The sequence below is a fragment of the Nocardia sp. NPDC051750 genome (assembly GCF_044453135.1).
Lineage (GTDB): Bacteria > Actinomycetota > Actinomycetes > Mycobacteriales > Mycobacteriaceae > Nocardia.
This window is the reverse complement of sequence record NZ_JBITCK010000006.1, coordinates 604,402-622,635: the sequence shown is the minus strand read 5'-3', so window position 1 is coordinate 622,635 and position 18,234 is coordinate 604,402. Positions and strand designations below refer to the sequence as shown.

General features: G+C 66.7%; 19 protein-coding genes. 18 read left to right on the top strand and 1 reads right to left on the bottom strand.

Annotated features, from left to right (window positions below):
• The first annotated feature begins 91 nt into the window (after positions 1–91).
• From ACIA75_RS27660 to ACIA75_RS27620, 9 genes are all read left to right on the top strand, one after another.
• On the top strand, positions 92–1,456 hold the full coding sequence (locus ACIA75_RS27660; RefSeq protein WP_397108993.1) for an MFS transporter: 1,365 nt from the start codon (positions 92–94) through the stop codon (positions 1,454–1,456).
• A 735-nt stretch (positions 1,457–2,191) separates the two neighbouring features.
• Positions 2,192–3,391 (top strand): acyl-CoA dehydrogenase family protein, encoded by a 1,200-nt coding sequence (locus tag ACIA75_RS27655; protein ID WP_397108991.1) that lies wholly within the window; start codon positions 2,192–2,194, stop codon positions 3,389–3,391.
• A gap of 37 nt (positions 3,392–3,428) precedes the next feature.
• Positions 3,429–3,968, top strand: a complete 540-nt coding sequence (locus ACIA75_RS27650; protein WP_397108989.1) for a flavin reductase family protein — start codon at positions 3,429–3,431, stop codon at positions 3,966–3,968.
• Positions 3,965–4,252, top strand: coding sequence for an antibiotic biosynthesis monooxygenase family protein (locus ACIA75_RS27645; RefSeq protein WP_397108987.1), 288 nt, complete (start codon positions 3,965–3,967; stop codon positions 4,250–4,252). Before ACIA75_RS27650 ends, ACIA75_RS27645 begins: the two co-directional genes overlap by 4 nt.
• Positions 4,253–4,349: 97 nt before the next feature.
• Complete coding sequence (locus ACIA75_RS27640; protein ID WP_397108985.1) at positions 4,350–4,832, top strand: MarR family winged helix-turn-helix transcriptional regulator; 483 nt, start codon at positions 4,350–4,352, stop codon at positions 4,830–4,832.
• 341 nt (positions 4,833–5,173) lie between these two features.
• Positions 5,174–6,661 (top strand): aldehyde dehydrogenase, encoded by a 1,488-nt coding sequence (locus ACIA75_RS27635; protein WP_397108983.1) that lies wholly within the window; start codon positions 5,174–5,176, stop codon positions 6,659–6,661.
• Positions 6,662–6,721: 60 nt separating this feature from the next.
• Positions 6,722–7,126 carry a nuclear transport factor 2 family protein gene (locus ACIA75_RS27630; protein ID WP_397108981.1) on the top strand — a complete coding sequence of 135 codons (405 nt, stop codon included), beginning with the start codon at positions 6,722–6,724 and terminating at the stop codon, positions 7,124–7,126.
• On the top strand, positions 7,123–8,133 hold the full coding sequence (locus ACIA75_RS27625; RefSeq protein ID WP_397108979.1) for a fumarylacetoacetate hydrolase family protein: 1,011 nt from the start codon (positions 7,123–7,125) through the stop codon (positions 8,131–8,133). The genes ACIA75_RS27630 and ACIA75_RS27625 overlap by 4 nt, the downstream gene beginning before the upstream one ends.
• Before the next feature lie 5 nt (positions 8,134–8,138).
• Positions 8,139–9,347 (top strand): VOC family protein, encoded by a 1,209-nt coding sequence (locus ACIA75_RS27620; RefSeq protein WP_397108977.1) that lies wholly within the window; start codon positions 8,139–8,141, stop codon positions 9,345–9,347.
• 22 nt (positions 9,348–9,369) lie between these two features.
• On the opposite strand, the gene ACIA75_RS27615 is transcribed toward ACIA75_RS27620, so the two are convergent.
• Positions 9,370–10,305 (bottom strand): LysR family transcriptional regulator, encoded by a 936-nt coding sequence (locus ACIA75_RS27615; RefSeq protein ID WP_397108975.1) that lies wholly within the window; start codon positions 10,303–10,305, stop codon positions 9,370–9,372.
• Positions 10,306–10,847: 542 nt separating this feature from the next.
• On the opposite strand from ACIA75_RS27615, the gene ACIA75_RS27610 reads away from it, so the two are divergent.
• The 9 genes from ACIA75_RS27610 (at position 10,848) to ACIA75_RS27570 (ending at position 18,225) form a co-directional block, all read left to right on the top strand.
• Positions 10,848–11,264, top strand: a complete 417-nt coding sequence (locus ACIA75_RS27610; RefSeq protein WP_397108973.1) for a pyridoxamine 5'-phosphate oxidase family protein — start codon at positions 10,848–10,850, stop codon at positions 11,262–11,264.
• Positions 11,265–11,368: 104 nt separating this feature from the next.
• Complete coding sequence (locus ACIA75_RS27605; protein ID WP_397108971.1) at positions 11,369–11,944, top strand: hypothetical protein; 576 nt, start codon at positions 11,369–11,371, stop codon at positions 11,942–11,944.
• Positions 11,941–12,885, top strand: coding sequence for an ATP-binding cassette domain-containing protein (locus ACIA75_RS27600; protein ID WP_397108969.1), 945 nt, complete (start codon positions 11,941–11,943; stop codon positions 12,883–12,885). Before ACIA75_RS27605 ends, ACIA75_RS27600 begins: the two co-directional genes overlap by 4 nt.
• Positions 12,886–12,890: 5 nt before the next feature.
• Positions 12,891–13,685 carry an ABC transporter permease gene (locus ACIA75_RS27595; protein WP_397108967.1) on the top strand — a complete coding sequence of 265 codons (795 nt, stop codon included), beginning with the start codon at positions 12,891–12,893 and terminating at the stop codon, positions 13,683–13,685.
• 171 nt (positions 13,686–13,856) lie between these two features.
• Positions 13,857–14,756, top strand: coding sequence for a universal stress protein (locus ACIA75_RS27590; RefSeq protein WP_397108964.1), 900 nt, complete (start codon positions 13,857–13,859; stop codon positions 14,754–14,756).
• 182 nt (positions 14,757–14,938) lie between these two features.
• Complete coding sequence (locus ACIA75_RS27585; RefSeq protein WP_397108962.1) at positions 14,939–16,066, top strand: 4Fe-4S dicluster domain-containing protein; 1,128 nt, start codon at positions 14,939–14,941, stop codon at positions 16,064–16,066.
• Positions 16,053–16,562, top strand: a complete 510-nt coding sequence (locus ACIA75_RS27580) for a Crp/Fnr family transcriptional regulator (protein ID WP_397108960.1) — start codon at positions 16,053–16,055, stop codon at positions 16,560–16,562. Before ACIA75_RS27585 ends, ACIA75_RS27580 begins: the two co-directional genes overlap by 14 nt.
• Positions 16,559–17,413 carry an FAD/NAD(P)-binding protein gene (locus ACIA75_RS27575; protein WP_397108958.1) on the top strand — a complete coding sequence of 285 codons (855 nt, stop codon included), beginning with the start codon at positions 16,559–16,561 and terminating at the stop codon, positions 17,411–17,413. The genes ACIA75_RS27580 and ACIA75_RS27575 overlap by 4 nt, the downstream gene beginning before the upstream one ends.
• A gap of 230 nt (positions 17,414–17,643) precedes the next feature.
• Positions 17,644–18,225 carry an HPP family protein gene (locus ACIA75_RS27570; RefSeq protein ID WP_397108956.1) on the top strand — a complete coding sequence of 194 codons (582 nt, stop codon included), beginning with the start codon at positions 17,644–17,646 and terminating at the stop codon, positions 18,223–18,225.
• Positions 18,226–18,234: the final 9 nt, after the last annotated feature.

Genomic DNA, 18,234 nt, shown 5'->3' with positions numbered 1-18,234 from the left:
GGGTATGCCTGCCACGCATACCTGGGTGGAAACTCCTGGTCATGTACACCTGACGGCCGCGTTGTGACGATGGGCACATCACGGTCGGCGCGTGTCGGCGGTGGTTCATGAAGGAGTTTCACCTATGTCAGCCAATGCTGCCACCGACCGCAAGCAGATGCAGGCGGTCCTGATGTCGAGTTTTCTGGGAAGTGCGATCGAGTTCTACGACTTCCTGCTGTACGGGCTGGCGGCCAGTCTGGTCTTCGGGCAGCTCTACTTCGCCGATCTCAGCCCGGCCATGGGCGTGATCGCGTCGTTCGCAACCCTGGCCGTCGGCTATCTCGCGCGCCCGTTGGGCGGGCTCATCTTCGGGCACTTCGGCGACCGGATCGGCCGTAAGTCGATGTTGGTGCTGGCGATGCTGCTGATGGGTGGAGCCAGCTTCTGCATCGGGCTGCTGCCCACGCAGGCCACGATCGGGGAGGCAGCACCGCTGCTGCTGATCGCGCTGCGAGTCATTCAAGGGATCGCGGTCGGCGGGGAGTGGGGCGGCGCGGCGTTGATGGCGATGGAGCATTCCGCCCCGGATCGCCGCGGTTTCTCGGCGAGCTTCGCCAACATGGGCGGTCCCGCCGGCGCAGCCATCGCCACGATCGTGTTCAGTCTGTGCAGCCTGATGCCTGATGACCGGTTCCTGGCCTGGGGCTGGCGGGTGCCCTTCCTGCTCAGCGCCGTGCTTGTCGCAATCGGATTGTTCGTCCGTCTCAAGGTCGCCGAGTCGCCCGTGTTCCTGGCGGCCCAGCAGAGGGCGGCCGTGAAGCCACGCCGTCGGCCGCCGCTGGCCGAGGTGCTCACCCGCTATCCGCGTGCGGTGGTCCTTGCCTGCCTCGGCACGGTCATGGCCTTTGCAGTTCAGTCCCTGCTGGCAACCTTCGCCATGCCGTACGCCATTGCTGCCGGTCACACCCGCTCAGAGGTGCTGTGGGTCAGCGCTGCCACCCAGATCATCCACGTCTTCACGATCCCGGCGTTCGCCGCGCTCTCGGACCGCATCGGCCGGCGCACAGTAATGATGGCGGGTGTGGCCGGGATGATCGTGCTGATACACCCGATCTGGCTGATGATGGGAGCAGGTAGCCTGCCCCTGCTCTTCGTGGCGATCCTCATCGGTAACCCGGTGTTGCAGGCGATGGTCTACGGGCCGACCGCCGCGTACGTCTCGGAAATGTTCGGTGCCGATTCCCGCTACACCGGCGCCTCACTCGGGTACCAGATCTCCTCCACCATCGGCGGTGGGCTGGTGCCGCTTGCCGCAACTGCCCTGCTGGCGGCCCGTGGGGGCAATGACCCGATCTACGTCTCGCTTTTCGTCGCCGGCATAGGCGTCATCAGCCTCGGCGCCCTGCTCCTCGCAGGAAGGCCCCGCCCGGCTCGAACCAGCGAGTCCGACGTAGGCGTCACCACCGCGGTCTGACCGAGTGGGGCAGGGCCGCCGAACAGCCTGTAGGCCGACTGCTTGCGATGCACGGCCGCCGGCGGATGCGAGGCAGAGGTCTCGACCCGTGCCATCACGGACCGCAACGACACCGACTTCTGGCCAGCGAGCTGGTGGGGCGTGGCGAGGCAGCAGCCCCCTGGTAGCCCTCCGCGATGGCGACCTCCGCCGAGACCAACTCGTCGCCGGCCCACATGTGTCCGTCCGGGCTCGGCGGCATGTCGAGGTCCTAGGTTCGTGGGTTCCGACGGAGCCGAAGAACGCACAGGCACCTCGCGGTGGCGGGCCGGTACCCGATCGGCATGCCGTGGACGTCCGAACCGATACGGCGACCTGGTGGTAGTCGAGCAGTTCGGGTCCGGTGATCTCATAGTCCGAGTCAGCGCGCTCGGCCGGGTCGAGCAGGCAGGGCCCGTTCCGCCGACCGCCGAGATCGACACCGCTGATCAAGACAGCGCCTCTGAACCCGCTGAGCACGCCGGGAACTTCGGGCTTGCCATACCTGCCGTGCATTCCATATCGCGGGACCGCGGCAGAAGTGGCGACCGACGTGCCTCCTGGCCAGGTGCATATCCCCTGATGCACTCCACGTATGAGGAGGGCGAAGTTCCTGGCATTGTCGCGACCCGCGGCGCGAGCAGATATTTGCAGTACCCCGTATGACGCCGATCACTGGCTGATCGGCGTCTGGCCCTGACACGAAAGAAGAGACCCATGACTCAGCCTGCCGGTGCCGTCTCGGCCGAGCCCGTAGACCTCACCATCCCCGACTCTGAGCTCGTCGCGAAGGCGAGCGCGCTGGTCCCAATGATTCGTGACTACGCCACGCAAGGCGCCGAGGCTCGTCGGCTGGCCCCCGAGGTGGTGAAGGCACTGGATGAGGTTGGCCTCTTCCGTTCGATGGTGCCGACCCGTCTGGGCGGGTCGAACGGCACGCTGCGTACCGCGATCGAGGCGACCGCCGAGGTCGCGCGTGGGGACGGATCGACCGGGTGGGTGACCGCGCTGATGACTCTGGGCACCGGCTTCGGAGCCACCTGGTCTGAACAGGCGCAGGACGACATCTTCGGAGGCAACCCCAACGTCAAGATCTGTGGTGTCTTCTCTCCAGGCGACCAGAGCGAGCCTGTCGAGGGTGGATACATGGTCAGCGGTCGCTGGCCGTACGGGTCCGGCTCGTTCGCCGCGGACTGGGCGAGCCTGACGATCACTCTCGAGGACGGCACTCCCGGCATGGCGCAGATCCCGCGTGAAGCGTTCACCATCGAGCCGACGTGGTTCGTGGCCGGTATGCAGGGCACCGGCAGTGACACGATCGTGGTCGAGGACCACTTCGTGCCCGAGTACCGGGTGCAGCGGGTGCCGGACATGTTCGCCTCGAAGTTCCGTTCACCGTTCACAGAGGACCGTATCGTCGGCGTGCCGTTCAACGCCGCCGCCGCCGCAATCCTGATCGCCCCGCAGCTCGGCCTCGGCCGGCACGCTCTGGAACTGACCCGCGCGAAGTTGCCCGGCAAGCCGGTGGCGTATACCGCTTATTCCGCGGCCAAGGATTCCCCGACCCACCAACTGCTGGTGGCCAAGGCCGCGACCAAGCTCCACATGGCCGAGCTGCTGACCGAGAAGATATGCCTCGACATCGACACCGCGGCAGCCACCCGCGTGATGCCGTCCCCGGAAACTCTGGCCCGGCTGCGCAACGACACCGGCGTCGTGGCCGAGCTGATCCGCGAGGAGATCGACCTGCTGCTGACCGCGAACGGTGCGGGCTCGTTCGCCGACGCCAACGTGATGAACCGGATCTGGCGCGACGCGGAGGCGGGCGGGCGGCACGCGCTCGTCACCACCGAGATCGGGCGAGAGGCATACGGCCGGGTGCTGCTCGGCAATGACGAACCCACCATCGCACTCTGACCCGAGTCCCGAACCGACAACTGTATGGAGGCCCGAGATGACCACGACCGAGTTCTCGGAGCGGCTCACGCCGGTCGGCGACAGTGCCGTCTACCGCAAGGCACTCGGCCACGTCCCGACCAGTGTGGCCATCGTGACGGGTGCCGGACGGCCGGGTCCGGTGGGGATGACCGTGGGGTCGTTCACATCGGTCTCGCTGGACCCGCCGCTGATCACGTTCTTCGTCGGCCGTGGCTCCTCGACCTGGCTGAAGCTGTACGCGGGCGACCATTTCGGCGTGAACATCCTCGGTCACGACCAGGGTGAGCTGTGCCGGGCGTTCTCCCGGCCGGTCGAGGACCGATTCGCGGGGGTCGCCTGGCGCCGATCCGCGCTCGGAGTCCCGCTACTGGAGGCGGCCATTGTCAATCTGGAGTGCACCCGAGTGAGGGTCGATGTGATCGGGGATCATTACCAAGTCGTCGGCCGGGTGGAGTCGCTCCGGCTGCAGGCCACCGATCCGCCGCTCATCTTCCTGCGCGGCGGGTTCATCGACCTGGACCACCTCAGCGAGGGCGACGGGCGGACGGCACCGTGATCATCGAACATGCCGAGTTCCGGGTGAAGTCGGGCGCGTCGGATGCCTTCGAGGCCGCCTTCGAGCAGGTCCGGGCCCTCCTGCTCGAGGCGGACGGCTGTCTGCGTGCAGATTTGCTTCGCAGCGTCGACGTCATCGACACATTTCTCCTCCGGGTCGAGTGGGAGCGGCTGGAGGACCATACCGAGGTCTTCGCGAGTACGGCGGCGTCGCGCCGGCTGGCGGCGGCGATAGCGCCACACTGCGACGGCCCGCCGAGGGTGATGCATTTCTTCGCGCAGTGAAACCTGCGGGCCGGCACCGGATGTCGTCGGCCCGCAGGCGCCGCCGCAGTGCACTGTGCCCGCGCAAGGTCACCTGAGCGATGCTAGGTTGACGACCGTGGAGAGCGAGACCCAGATGACCGACGTCGCGGGCTCGCTCCCGGCCGGGAGCCGCGCGGCAAAGCTGGCAGCGTTGGCTCAATCGGTGTTCTTTCTCGAGCGCAGGATCCGCCTGCTCGACATAGGCGAAGATGTGGTCGCACTCAGCCCTCTGGAGAGCCTGCTGGTACGCCATATCGACCTCGACCCCGGCATCACGCCGAGCACGCTTTCCCGCAAGCTCGGACTGAGTAGCGGCAACACGGCCACCGCGCTCCGATCGTTGGAGGCAAACGGCCTGGTCACCAAGGTCGCGGGCAAGGACGACCGTCGCCGGTCGCACCTGGGACTCACCGACCGGGCGCACCACGAGATCGCCCGGGTCCGCGCCGCATGGGCCCGTCACCTCGACCCGCTCGTCCCCGCGGGAGCCGACTTGGATGCTGTGCTCGAGGTGCTCGATGGCATCACCACGGGTCTGGAGTCGGGGCCGATGTCATGACATGCGTGAATGACACCTAGTCATCAGTAGGCGAGAATCCGGATTCGGCCACCGTCCGTTGTAGGTCAGGTGCGCGAGCGCCTCTCTGAGATGGATATGCGCCGCCTCCACCGGCCTGTCGTCGTCGATGCCTTCGAAGAGCCGGCCGCAGGGCAGACGAGTTAGTCATCCAGGTCCTCCGGAGCATGCCGATGACGCGACGTGGTGCGTCTGCCTGGGGTCGCATCATGCGTGGCCTGCATCGCTACCGACAACTTCTGTGCCTTGTCGCAGCCTCCGAAGACCCGCAGAGTGGCTGGTGATGCTCGTCACCAGCACCTTACGAAATCAGGAGAACGACGATGTCCCTCACTGTCGAGCGGCCCAGCCTGGACCGACCCAGATTCTTCATCGGCGGCGACTGGGTCGCGCCGAGCGCCGAGAAGGTGCATGAGCAGACCGAGGCGGCCACTGGCGAGGTGATCGGCACGGCGCACTTGGGCGTCGAGGCCGACATCGACAAGGCCGTTCGCGCTGCGCGTCGTGCCTTCGACCACGGCTCCTGGGGGAGGACCACAGCCGCTGAGCGGGCGGCGGTCCTGCGCCGGATGGCCGACGCCCTGGAGCAGCGTGGCGTCGGCACAGCCGAGCTCGTCACTCGCGAAAACGGGATGCCGATCGGATTCTCCCAGCAGGTCAACAGCGGCCTGCCTGCGGTGCTCTTCCGGATGTACGCAGACATCGTCGAAGGCCTCGACTTCGAACGCCCTCAGCCGAGCCAAGCCGGCTCGACCATCGTGCGTCGAGAGCCATTGGGCGTGATCGCCGCAATCATTCCCTGGAATTTCCCGCAGGCCCTGGCCGCATTCAAGCTCGCACCCGCCCTGGCCGCCGGAAACACCGTGGTCCTCAAACCGTCCCCAGAGACCTCGCTGGATGCATACGTCTTCGCCGACGCGGCCATCGAGGCAGGATTGCCCGAGGGTGTGCTCAACATCGTGGTCGGTGACCGCGACGCCGGTGCCGCGCTGGTTTCGCACCCGGGCGTGGACAAGATCGCGTTCACGGGCTCGACCGAGGCAGGCCGCCAGATCGGGGCCGAGGCCGGTCGGTTGATCCGACCGGTGACCTTGGAGCTGGGCGGCAAGTCGCCCGGCCTCTTCCTCGAAGACGGTGCGGTCAGCACCCTACTGGGTGCGCTGGACGGTGCCTCGTTCCTGAACAACAGCCAGACCTGCACAACCCAGTCGCGGATCCTGGTCGCTCGCAGCCGCTACGCCGAGGTGGTCGAAGCGCTGGCCGAGTACGCGACATCGCACTTCACCATCGGCAATCCCCTGGATCCGGCGGTCACGCTCGGCCCGATGGCTTCAGCCAACCAGCTCGAGCGCGTACTGGCCTACATCGACGCAGCCAAGAAGTCCACGGCGCGCCTGGTCGCCGGTGGCGGGCGGCCCAAGGGCCTGGACCGGCGCGGCTTCTTCGTAGAGCCGACCGTCTTCGCCGACGTCGACAACGCCGACAAACTCGCCCGCGAGGAGGTTTTCGGACCGGTCATCGCGGTGATCCCGTTCGACAACGAGGCCCAGGCGATCGACCTGGCCAACGACACCAGCTTCGGACTCGCGGGCGTCGTCTACAGCGAGGACGAGGACCACGCGCTGAGAGTGGCTCGCCGGATCCGCGCGGGCACGGTCGGGCTGAACTACTATCTGCTCGACATCGGCGCCCCCTACGGCGGCTACAAGGAGTCCGGCCTGGGCCGCGAGCTCGGCGGCGAGGTGGGCCTGGACGCCTACTTGCAATACAAGTCGATCTATGCCTCCGCCAAGTATCTCGACCCGGTTTGAAGAGCAGGCGCCGCCGCATCGGGCGCCGGCAAACCAGCAGAGCCAGCAGCACCGGCACCCGTGTCGAGCAACCCCGCCGATGTGGTCAAGGCCTACTTCGCGTGCGTCGCCGCGGGTAATCCCGAGGCCGTCGCCGGCTTGTTTGCAGAGGAAGCCGTACTGCACAACGCGGCCGGCACCCTGCACGGGGCAGCAGCGATCAAGCGAATGTACGAGAACGGTCTCGGGCCCGGTGTGATGCAGCCGAGGCCACGCCGGCTCGTCGTCGACGGCACCAAGGTCGCTGTCGAGATCGACCTGCTCACCGGTGGGAACACCGTGCCGCTGGCCGACTTCTTCACCGTCGTCGACGGAAAGATCACCCGGCTCGCTATATACAGCCTCACGCCGACCGGCGGCCGCCTCCTCGACGAGGTCGGCATCGACCCCACGAAGCCATCAGATCCACCAAGGAGAGATTCATGAAGATCGCAGTCTTCGGCCCCGCGCGCCGAGTCGGCATCGCCCACGAGAGCTCGATCATCGACGCCAACGGGGCATACGCCAAATTCCTCGCCGAGACCACCGAAACCGTCCGTGCCACCGAATATGCCGCGGCGGCAGTCCCGGCGTACCTCAACGCATTCATCGAGGAGGGTGACCGGGCGATCGCCGGCGCCCGGGCCGCGGTGGACCACCTCACCGGTCAGGCCGAGAACGCAATCGGCATCCATGGCGAGCAACTCGTCTTCGACCTCGACGAGGTCGAGCTGCACGCCCCGATCGAAGGCCCGTCGCGGGTCTTCGCGGCGCTGGCGAACTTTGCCGACCACATGCAGGCAGCGGCCGCCAACACCGGCGACGAGAGCGCCAAAGCGACCATCGCCAAACTCCAAGCGGGCGGGCCGAAATACTTCATCAAGGATGCTCGGTGCACCTCGACCGACGGTGACGAGGTGCGTTACCCGGCCCGGACAAGCCTTCTCGACTACGAGGCCGAGATCGCCGTGATCATCGGGAAAAAGGGCCGCGACATCACCGCCGCGGACGTCCAGAGCTACATCTGGGGATACACGCTGGCCAACGACTGGTCGGTGCGGGACAACGTGTCCTTCGGGCCCGACTTCCAGTACTCGAAGAACTTCGACACCGGCACCGGCCTCGGCCCGTGGATCGTGGTCGACGATTCTGTTGACCCGCACGCCATCGCGCTTACCTGCAAAGTCAACGGCGTGACGCGCCAGGACGGCAACACCGACCAGATGATCAACGATTTCTACGCCCTGGGCGCATGGCTCTCCCGCGACCTCACGCTCTACCCAGGTGACATGATCCTGTCGGGCACGCCGAAGGGCACCGCCGTGGACTCCTCTCAGCGACTCGATGACGGCACCTTCCCCGACGACTCGAAGTTCCTGCGCCCGGGGGACGTGGTCGAGGTCTCCTCGCCGCTTCTGGGCAGCCTGACCAATCGGATCGTGAAGGCGGGCTGAGAACTGTGAGCGAGAAGAAGCTCTACGACGTGGGTGGCATCGCCTACGAACGTCCTTTCAAGATCCGGCGGCTGAACCACTTCGGCCTCTCGGTGCATGACACCGGCGCGGCGCTGCGGTTCTACCGCGACCTGCTCGGGTTCAAGGTCTCGGAGGTCGTCGACACTGCGGTGACCGACCCCGGCCCCTGGCACGACGGCCTACCGGACACCAAGATCTACATGCTGCGCCACAACAGCGACCACCACACCCTGGTGCTGATGCCGCGACCGTGGAGCGAGCACCTCGAGCCCCCGGCCCGCGGTGATATCACGGTCAACCAGATCACCTGGCAGGTCTCCACTCTGCGTGAGGTCGTCGAGGCCAGACTGTGGCTGGAGGGACAGGGGAACAAGATCGACCGCTACGGCCGCGATCCGGGCTCCAACTGGCACACCTACTTCCCCGACCCCAGCGGACACACCAACGAGTTGGAGTACGGAATCGAGCAGGTCGGCTGGAACGGCCTCAGTAAGCCGGTGGCGATGTGGCCATGGGTCCAGGAGCACCCTGAGCTGCCGACGTCCTCGGAGGCCGGCGAGATTCTCGCAGCTGTCGCAAAGGAGATCGATCTCGACTCCGGCCACCGCTGGATCGACGAGTCGGAGAAGGCGTACGACGTCGGCGGAGTGCTCCTCGGTCGCCCATTCGCCCCGGTACGCCTGGGGCCGGTCAGCCTCTTCGTGGAGGACCTGGACGAATCGGTCCGGTTCTACACCGACACCCTCGGTCTCACCATCAGCGAGGAAAGCGAGGTCGAGGGCCATCGTGTGGTGTTCCTGCGCGCCAACACCGAACATCACAGCGTCGCACTCTTTCCGCTCGCGCTCCGCGACGTACTCGGTCTGAGCGGGGAGAGCACGCTGCTGTCCTTCGGCATCCAGGTCGGCTCCTATAGCCAGCTGCGTGCTGCGAAGGAGTTCCTGGAGGCCGAGGGCGTCGAACTCCTCGACCTGCCCCCTGAGATCCACGCCGGTGTCGACTATGTCGTCCATGCCGTCGATCCGGCCGGGCACGTGGTAGCGCTCTACTACTACATGGAGCAGGTCGGCTGGGACGGTGCCGTACGCCCCGCCGACCAGCGCCGTCAAGTCACCAGGGGTGTCTGGCCCGAAACGCTCGAGCCGCTCTCCGACACCTACGCGGGGGAGACCTTCTGGGGTCCGATCGGCTGACGGATCGAGTCCTGCGAGCCGGTCAGCCGGCCTGGCGGTGCAGTGGCGCCAGGCCGGCTGGTGTGTCCCGTCGCCGTAGTGCCGGATCAGATGCGCCGGCGCTGAACCGGAGGAACGCGCGCGCCGCTGCTCCCGTGGGCCCGTGCCGCCGGGTGATCGCGCCGTAGTGCCGGAAGGCGTCGGCGTCGCTGATCGGGATCATGGTCGTCGAGGAGACGAGATCGCCGGGCGGCACGGGTACGATCGCGATGCCCGAGCCATGCCGCACCAGGGCCCGGAGGGTGGAGAGTTCGGTGGCCTCGATCGTGATCTGCGGCGTCGACCCTGCCGTGCGGAAGAGCTGGTCGACGACGTGCCGCAATCCGTAGTGGGGGCCGAGGGCGAGCATCGGCCGCTGCGCTATCTCCGCGATCGTGACCTCCTCGCGCCCCTCCCATTCGTCACCGTCGGGCACCTCCAGACACAGGTGCTCCCGCCCCAGCGGGATCCACACCAGGTCGTCGGCGGCAGGTTCGGGCGCCACGAACCCGATATCGAGCCGGCCGGTGCGTACGGCCTCGACGATGGAGTCGGCGGGACCGCCCTCGAGCTCGAAGGTGATACCGGGGGAGTCGGCGCGATAGCGGTCCATCAACGACGGGATCAGCCAGCCGCCGAAGGAGTGCAGGAATCCGAGCGAGACCACGCCGCGCTCGGGATCGATCAGCGTCTTGATCCGCTCTTCGCCCTGCGCAAGCTCTTTGACCGCCCGCTCGACGTGAGCCTGGAAGATCTCGCCGTACTTGTTCAGGTGCAGCCGGTTCTGGTGCCGGTCGAAGAGCTGTACGCCGAGACGTCGCTCGATCCGCCCGAGAGCCCGGGAGAGCGTCGGCTGACTGATGTGCAGCTCTGCGGCCGCGTTCGTCACGTTCGCAGTACTAGTCAGCGTGAGGAACCACTCCAGTTCACGTACTTCCATGTGTGAACACTAAATCCGGATATGACGTCTGTCACTGTAAATGGGTTAAAAATCTCTGAAATCAGAGATAAATCACAGATGGCGCTCGCATTCAGATCCGGTGCCTGGGACTGCCGTCGTACGGCCCTGTCGGTATCGCGGCGCCCGGACCCCGGCACGACGAGTGTGCTGTTACTGTGCCGCCTGAAGGGCCTTTTCTGGACCCCGGCGCGCGGATATGGTCAGCACGCTGGCCCTTTGTATGGCGACCACCGGGTAGCGGGGAACGGGACGCGCTCGACATCGGGGACCTTGCGCTGTCAGCGGGGACGATTACCGGCCGCCCGCGGGACAACCCACTGGCCATTGACACTGGGCTGCGGTGTTTCGGCCGCCGCGCTGCAGGTTCGGCTCAGAGGTGGCCGATGGGCTGCTCGGGAGGACTTTCGACTCTCTTGTTTCGCAGCAGGGTGCTGAATGGTGAGATACGAGCTGTGCTTCGACTTCGGGGCCGACGCCCAGTTCGTGCACCGGTAGGGATCGCGTGGAAGGCGGCGAACACCATGCCACAGCCGAAGGTGTTGTCGGCGCTGACGGAAGCGGATTGCTGGTCTCGGCTGCGGTCGGTTCCGGTCGGCCGGATCGGTTATATCGAAGGCGACGTGCCAGTGATCCGGCTGGTCAATTTCTCGGTGCGTAGAGGCGACATTGTGATATGGACCGTGCCGGGAGGATGTGGTAGCTCGGTCGCGGGGCAATTCGTGGCGTTCGAAGTCGATCAGGTGGATCCGCGATCGCGCAGTGGCTGGACGGTACTGGCCGTGGGCGCGGCCGAGGCGGTCACCAATGTAGAGGAGCTCGTCGCGGTCACGGATTTCCCGCGGCGTCCCTGGGTGGCCGAGCGCAACGACCAGGTCAACCGGATCCGCGTCGACCGGATCTCGGGTCTCCAACTTCCGGCCCCGCCGGCTACTCCGTGAACGAGAGACGGCCTTGCCCCGGTGGGAACCCGGATATCGGGAACCTGGAGCGGGAGCCCTTGCCGATCGGCCGGGCCGCCCGTGGGTTCGCCCGGTGCTTTTCGGTGACGATCGTTCTACTGTCGCTCCGGCGAATCCATGTGCCCACCCGGCATCGCGGTTTGCGAGTAAGGTTTGCGGATACCACCTGGGCCTATGTGTTCCGAGAGACCGTTGTCGACCGGCCCGCTGCGCTCGAGCCGTGCGTACTCGTGGTGAAATTCCGGTTGCGGTCGGTGCACGGCCGCGGCCATGCCTTTTTCCGGCGTGAGAGCCTGCTCAATACGGTGCTGTTCGCCGGATTTCCGGGCCTGGTCTCGAAACTGTGGCTCGCCCACGATCAGCGCGGTGTGTACCGCGGGCTCTACGAGTGGGACGGACCCGCCTCGGCCGAGATCTACGCCCGCGCCCTCTGGCGAATCCTGATGCTCGTGAGCTTGCCTGATTCGATCGACTATCAGGTACTTCCCGGAATCCGCCGCGACGATCTGTTCACAGCCGTCCGCTGGGAAGATCCGTGCGCCTCAGGCGCCGAGTGGTGGCGGGTAACCGAGGTCGTCCCGCCGGTCGGGCGCGCATCCGGCAAGGAACGACCGTCGGGTGACGATCGATCACACGGCCGGCGACGGTGGAGCGGATGATCGACCAGCGTCCCGCGGATACTTCGCCGGAGAGGACATGCCACGTCGCAAGAGATTCCTGGATCGAGCTGACGGGGCTGACCAAGGCGTATCGAGATGTTCTGGCTCTGTCCGACGTGACCTTGCAGATACCCAGCGGGGTGGTCTTCGGGTACGTGGGGCCGAACGGTGCCGGCAAGACCACCACCATCCGCATCTTGGCGGGGCTGATGCGTCCGACCGACGGTTGTGCCCGCATCCGGGGCGCGGACACGGTACGGGACCGGGAAGCAGCGCAAAGTCATATCGGATATCTGCCGGGGCAGTTCGTCGCCTATCCCGATCTGACCGCGGAACAGTATCTCGACTACCTCGCACACCTGCGCGGCGGTGTCGATCCGGCCGTACGCCGGGACCTGGTCGATCGGCTCGACCTGGATCCGGAGCATCGGATCGGCGCGATGTCGCACGGCAACCGGCAGAAGGTCGGCCTCGTGCAGGCCTTCATGTCCCGGCCCGACGTTTTGGTGCTGGACGAGCCGACCACCGGCCTCGATCCACTGGTGCAACGGGAATTCCTCGCCATGGTGCGCGAGGTCCGTGACGCCGGCCGCACGGTCTTCCTGTCTTCGCATGTGTTGTCGGAGGTGGAAGCGGTGGCCGATACGGTGGGGATGCTGCGCAAGGGGCGGCTTATCGAGGTCCGTTCCGTCGCCGAACTCACCCGGCGAGCGATTCGCCGTATCGACCTGTTGTTCGCCGTGGCGATGCCGGACCCGGACGAGTTGCGCCGGCTTCCCGGAGTCCGGCGGGTCGACCGGAGCGGGCAGCAGGTACAGGTCGAAGTGCAGGGTTCGACCGCGGAACTGCTGAAGACAATCGCCGGCTACGACGTCATCGACATCGTGAGCCGCGAACCAGATCTCGAGGAGATATTCCTCGGCTACTACGGACAGGACTGACTGTCGTGCTGCACACCGTGTATCTGAAATGCCTGCGTGATCAACGCCGCGGACTGGTCGGCTGGAGTGTGGGTATCGGTGTGCTCGTGCTGTTGGAATGCGCTCTGTGGCCATCGATTTCGGGAATGTCGGGTATGCGGGAATTTCTGGAGAACTATCCCGAACCGTTGCGTGAGCTGTTCGAGCTGGACGAATTCGGTACCGGCACCGGGTTCCTCAACGCGGAGCTGTTCAGCATGCTGCTGCCCTTCCTGTTTCTCGTCTTCTCGATCTCCCGCGGTGCCAAAGCGATTGCCGGCGAGGAGGAACAGGGCACATTGGAGGTCCTGCTGGTCACCCGGGTGACGCCGGTGCGGCTCGTGCTGGAGCAGGCGGCGGTGCTCGCCACCGGTCTGCTCGTACTCGGTTCGGCGCTTTTCGGCGCGGTTGTCGCGTTCTCGGCGGTGTTCGGGCTCGGTGTCTCGGTCGGGTCCGCGCTGATCGGTGCGGTGGCCATGGCTCTCCTCGGTGTCGAGTTCGGCTGGCTTGCGTTGGCGGTCGGCGCGGCGACTGGCAGGCGAGTTGTCGCCGTGGGTGTCACATCGGTCGCCGCGGTGGGCGCGTACGTGCTGTATGTGGCGAGCAAACTGGTAGACGCGGTAGGCCCCTGGGGCTCGTTCTCGCCGTTCCACCAGGCCATTGAAGGAGGTCCGCTGGGAGCCGGACTCCCCGCCGCATACGGGTGGCTGGTGCTGGCCGGGGCTCTGGCTTTGCTGGCAGGGTTGCCGATCTTCGATCGCCGGGATATCGCCGGAGTGTGACCGGGAGGGCGTCGAGTGGCGTACAGGTCGTGCGTGCGCGGACCCGGCAGGCGGCCGCGGTTGCGGTAGGCGGGGCCGGCGCGCCGCCACCAGGATCGCTCAGAACTCACCCTGGCATGCAGCGGGACTCATACGAAAGGGCTCCGGTGTGCCTGGTCGGAAGGACCTACTATGCCGAGCGACGACAACGCGAATACAGCAGCAGGGCAGCCGATACTGGCGGCCGCCGACGGCTCGACCAGTGCCTACCGAGCCGTGGCGTGGGCGTCCGCCGAGGCTGTCCTGCGCGGCTGCGCACTCCATATCATCACGTCGATGGGCATACCCGGAGGCTTCGATCCCGATACGGCACCCGCGCCGGCCGATCGGCGCCGGCTCGGGTATGAGGGGGAGCAGATTCTGGCCGAAGCCGTCCGGACAGCACGACTGGTATCCCCGGGCCCCGAACCACTGGTCACGACCGAGCTGACTTTCGAACTCATCGCTCCGGTTCTCATCGCGAGATCCGTGCATACGCAGATGCTGGTGGTGGGCAGCCGGGGGATGGGTGCGTTCCAGCGTGGCGTTCTCGGTTCGGTGAGTTACGCCGCCACGCATCACGCGCACTGCCCGGTGGCGGTCGTCCACACGCTTTCGGCGTTGGATCCGATATCGGTCACCAAGCCGGTGGTGGTAGGTGTCGACGGCAGCGAGAACAGCAGGCCCGCAACAGCGTTGGCATTCTCTGAAGCTGCCCGCAGGAAGGTGGAGCTGGTTGCGGTGCACGGCTGGACCGATATCAGCAGTCTGGGCATCTCGGTCGAAGGGTGGGAAGAACCTGCCCGCGCGGTACTGACCCGGAGCCTGGCCGAGTACCAGGAACGCTATCCCGATGTGCGGGTACGGCCGGTGGTGACGGTGTACCGGCCGGTGCGTTCCCTGCTCGACGAATCCGAGGACGCCCAGCTGCTGGTCGTGGGGAGCCACGGTCGCGGTGGATTCTCCAGCATGGTCCTCGGCTCGACCAGCAACACACTGCTGCACACGGTGGAAGTCCCGATGATCGTCGTACGGTCCGCCCATCGGGGCTGACAGCACCGACTGCCGCTGCAGGGTGGCATCCCGCGGCTGGGTCCGCTCGGCTACTCGACCGATGCAGTCGGTTCTCTCGGTGCCGGCACGACCTATTGGGGACCTTCGCCCCTCGCGATCCGCTCGCTGCGGGGACACACTCGGGATAGGGCGGTCCGAACCACCGAATGGAGGAACCGGCAATGCCCCAGGACAGTGCGGTCATGGACCGTCACGGTCTCGACCGGCTCGTCGATGTGCTGCGTGGGCACGGCTACCGGGTCATCGGCCCGCGGGTCCGCGACAGCGCGATCGTGCTGGACGAGTTGGATTCGGGTGCGCAATTACCCGACGGCTGGGGGGTGGAGACCGCGCCGGGGCATTACCGGCTCCATCGTCGCGAGGATCCGGCGGTCTTCGCGCACTCCGCCGGGCCCGGCTCCTGGAAACAGTTTCTTCATCCGCCGCGACGTAGGGTGCGCAGTGTCGGTCCCGACCTGATCGAGGAACCTGCCGAGGAGGCGACGGACCGTTATGCCTTCCTCGGTGTGCGTGGCTGTGATCTGGCGTCGATCGGAATTCTGCAGCGAGTACTGGGTGGCGGCGAGTATGCCGATACGGGCTTCGCGGGGCGATACAAAGAGCTGTTCGTCGTTGCCGTCAATTGCACCGAGCCGGGCGGTGTGTGTTTCTGTGCGTCCATGGGCACGGGGCCAGGGGTCAGCACAGGATATGACCTCGCGCTCACCGAGCGCGTCGGCGGAGCGGAACACCGCTTTCTGGTGGAGGTCGGTAGCGAGGAGGGTGCGGACGTCCTCGCGGAACTGAACACTCGTCCCGCCGGCGCAGAACAGGTATCGCAGGCCCGCGACGCGGTGTTCGCGGCGGCCGGCCGGATGGGCCGGGCGATGCCCGACGTCGATATTCCGCAGCTCGTTCGCGACTCACGCGAGTCGCCGCACTGGCAGGATGTCGCGAGTCGCTGCCTCACCTGCGGTAACTGCACCATGGTGTGTCCTACCTGCTTCTGTACCACCACCGAGGACGTCACCGACCTCACCGGCGAGCACGCCGAGCGCTGGGAGAAGTGGTCGTCGTGTTTCGAATTGGATTTCTCGTATATGCACGGCGGTAGCGTGCGCAGGACGGGGGAGAGTCGCTATCGGCAATGGCTCAGTCACAAACTCGGGACATGGCACGATCAGTTCGGCAGCTCGGGCTGCGTCGGGTGCGGACGTTGTATCGCCTGGTGCCCGGCCGGGATCGATCTGACCGCCGAGGTGGCCAGTCTCGCCGAACTCGACGAGAAATCCGGCGATGCCGACCGCTGAGGATCTGTCCGGTTTCGCGAGTCTCGCGGCGCTCGACAGCGACGACTTGGGCACGCTGGCGCGGGCCGGGCGTGAGGTGTCGTTTCCTGCCGCGTCCCGGGTGATCCAGGAAGGGCAACCGGCGGACCGGTGCTGGCTGATCCGCAGCGGCCGGATCAGATTGGATGCGCGAGTGAACGGCCGCGACGATATCGTCCTGCAGACCCTGGACAGTGGCGACCTACTCGGCTGGTCGTGGCTGGTGCCGCCCTATCGCTGGCATTTCGGTGCGCTGACCCTCGAGCCGGTGGACGCCGTCGAATTCGACTCCGTCACATTGACCCGGCTCTGCGAAGACGATCCGCGGTTCGGCCGGGCACTGATCCTGGCGTTGTTCGAGGCGCTGCTCGTCCGGTTGCAGGCCACGCGCGCACGGCTGGTCGACCTCTATCGCAACCCTGCCGAGTCCCCCTTCCCGAATGGGCTCCGCGATACCAGCGTGGACGAGCCGCCATGAGAGCCGATGCCGAGGCGCAGGCCACCGCACCGAGTGACACCATGCTCCCGTACCGGGTGGTCCGGCGGACGGCGCAGACCCGCGATACCGTGACGCTGACGCTGGCACCGGTGCGCCGTGCGGCGGGCCGATTCCGGGCCGGGCAGTTCATGATGCTCTACAGCTTCGGCGTCGGCGAGATCGCGATCTCGATCAGCGGCGACCCGGCCGGCCGCGGTGACGTCCTCGAACACACGATCAGGACGGTCGGTGCGGTCAGCGGGGCATTGAGCAACACCGGAGTGGGCGGATTGATCGGTGTGCGCGGGCCGTTCGGTACCGGATGGGACGTGGAATCGTCGGCCGGGGGAGATCTCGTGGTCGTCGGCGGGGGAGTCGGGTTCGCTCCGTTGCGGCCGTTGGTGCTCGCCGCGCTGGCCGATCGCGGTCGCTACCGCCGCGTGGTGGTGATCTCCGGAGCGCGTACCCCCGCCGATCTCCTGTTCGCGGATGACCAGGATCGCTGGGTGCGTGACGGTTCGATCGAACTCCATCGGACCGTCGACCATCCGGGCCCGGAATGGACGGGACGGATCGGCTTCGTCACCGAACCGTTGACGCAACTGCGCCTGGACCCGGCACGGACCACCGGGTTCCTGTGCGGGCCGGAGCCGATGATGCGTTTCTGTGCCCAGGCGCTGCTGCGCAAGAACGTGCCGGGCGACCGGATCCGGGTGTCGCTGGAGCGCACCATGGAATGCGGTGTCGCGCGGTGCGGACACTGCCAGCTGGGCCCGCTGCTGCTGTGCCGGGACGGTCCGATCGTCACTTACACCGTGGCGGAACCGCTGCTGGGGGTGCGTGAACTATGACGTCGAGTCCGACCGCCCGCGGTATAGGTGTCCACCTTCGTGCGGTGGGTGTCAGCCGACGCTGTCGCGCCGGCGCCGTAGGCCGATGACATTGGTCCTCACTGCGGTGCACCTTCCGCACTAGCAGCACCATGCGCAACCGACGAAGGTGGGGCTGAGGAGTACGCGCCGGCCACTTCGGAGGCGCGGTACGGCTGTACGGACCTGGTCCGGCGGAGAGGGAGGTCCCTGTGCGTGTACGCGATGTCATGAGCCGGCCCGTGGTGTCGGTTCGCCGGGAAACGCCCGTCTCGGAAGCGGTGTCGTTGCTGACAACCCACGGGTTCGCCGCGCTGCCCGTGGTCGACGACCGGGAGCGGGTGATCGGAATCGTCTCGGAAGCCGATGCGATGGGCGCGCTCGAGTCCAGGAAGGGATCGTCGGTGGTGGAGGTGGCGATGTCGACCCCAGTGGAGGTGGTCGAGCCCACGACGGAGGTTTCGGAGGTGGTGAAGGCAGCGCTCGATCATCATCGGCGGTCGCTTCCGGTGGTGGCGGCCGGTGTTCTCGTCGGTATGGTGTCCCGCAGTGATCTTCTCCGCGCGTTCGCGCTGAACGAGGGAGTGATCGAAGCGCGGGTGTACTCGCTGCTCGACGACTACGCCGGCAGCCACCGGGGGTGGGACGTCGAGGTGGCCGACAGCACAGTCACGGTTCGCGGGGCCTGCGCTGATGAGGCAGAGCGGCGGGTTGTGACCGCCATGATCCGCACGATCCCCGGAGCCGGGGATGTGCGGGTGGTGGATACCGCGCGTGCCGGTGCCGGCGAGTGATTCCGGACC